Source organism: Sutterella sp. (assembly GCF_052272535.1).
Lineage (GTDB): Bacteria > Pseudomonadota > Gammaproteobacteria > Burkholderiales > Burkholderiaceae_F > Sutterella.
In genome coordinates this window covers 1-1,339 of sequence record NZ_DAVZJY010000360.1, presented here as the reverse complement: position 1 = coordinate 1,339, position 1,339 = coordinate 1, and the positions used below count along the sequence as shown (strand labels likewise).

The following is a 1,339-nucleotide window of genomic DNA, read 5'->3' as shown; positions in this document are numbered from 1 at the left end:
GAGCCGTTTTTCTCCGGAGTCCGGATCTTCAGCGGCGGGCCGAAACGCCGCTGAAGAGGATCTCCGTGCGGTCGCCCTGAGGGGAGAGAAGTTCAATGCGCTCGACGTGGGTGCGGCCCGCGGCGCGGATCTCTCCTACGTACTGCGCAAGTTCGGCCGCGCGGGGCTTGGCGGCGGCGCAGACGCCGTCGCCAGAGCGGCGCGCACGGACGTCGAAGAGCGCCGTGAGCGCGTCGAAGCGCCCGGAGAGCACGCCCGTCAGAAGCTCAGCAATGCGTCCGGCTGCGGGGACGTCCGCGCTCGCGAGCATCTGCTTCTCGCCGCCCGATTCGATGACGACGCCCTCGGGTCCGACCGTCATCACGGAGGGAAAGGGCTTCTCGGCGCGCCAGAGGAGCCGCTGGCCCGTCACTTCAAAGACGCCCGTCGTCACCATGGGCTTGGGGAACCCCGGAACGGTGCGCCGCTCTTCAAAGCCGCCCGAAACGTGCGCTGCCGCGAGCGGCGCGAGAAGCTTTTGGAGTTCTTCGGAGGAACCGGTCGGCATGGCGTCGAAGGCGGGGAGTGTCGCAACCTCGGCCGCAGCCGGCGGGGCGTCGGATGCGCAGGCGGAGGAGTGGGCGGCAAAGGGTAGCGCCGCGGCGAGCGCAAGGGCGGTGAAGGTGCGGACGAGGCGGCGGTTTGGGTGAGCGGTCACTTGCGGAATTCCTCCCAGAAGTCGAAGAAGTTCGCCCAGTCGAGGGGCGAAGCGGTGAGCTCGCGCTCGAGCTCCCGGGCATAAAGGGCGGCCATCTCCCTCAACCAGGCCGTGCGATCGGCGCGGCGCACGCGCGGGGGCGCCGCGCAGAGCTCCGTGAAGCGGACGCGGTAGCGGCGCACGTGTTCGTCGGGCCGCGTGCAGACCATCATCCGCAGCGGCACACCGAGAAGCAGCGCGAGAAGCGCGCCGCCCGTCGGAAAGCGCGCCGGGTCGCCGAAGAAGGACACCCGTGCGCTCGCTTCAGACCCCATGGGGGCGCGGTCGCCCGCGAGGATTACGTAGGCCCCGCGGGCCGTGCGGTCGGAGAGCTCCATCACGAGGGCGGGGGAGACCGCCGCGCCGATTTCGATGAAGGAGGCGTTGACGGGTTTTGCGCCGGCGCGGGCGAGGAGTTCGTTGAAGCGCCGGGCGTGCGCGGTGTGCTGCAGGATCACGAGCTCGTGATCCGTGAAGGCGCCCGAGTGCGCCATCAGGAGCTCCTGGCAGCCCGTGTGCGAGGTGAGGATGACGGCGCCCTGAGTCGGGCCGTCGGCCGTGAACGCGACGTCCCCGACCACTTCGAGCGCCGCGGGGCCGTCG

Annotated in this window: 2 protein-coding genes; both read right to left on the bottom strand. The window is 70.6% G+C overall.

The features are described 5' to 3' along the window. Positions 1-28 precede the first annotated feature (28 nt). Entirely contained in the window at positions 29-697 is a 669-nt protein-coding gene (locus ACT6Y9_RS10975) for an outer membrane lipoprotein carrier protein LolA (RefSeq protein WP_443744557.1), read from the bottom strand. After that, positions 694-1,339 (bottom strand): LpxL/LpxP family acyltransferase (locus tag ACT6Y9_RS10970; protein ID WP_443744556.1); only part of this gene is annotated, 646 nt, incomplete at its 5' end. The genes ACT6Y9_RS10970 and ACT6Y9_RS10975, both read right to left, overlap by 4 nt.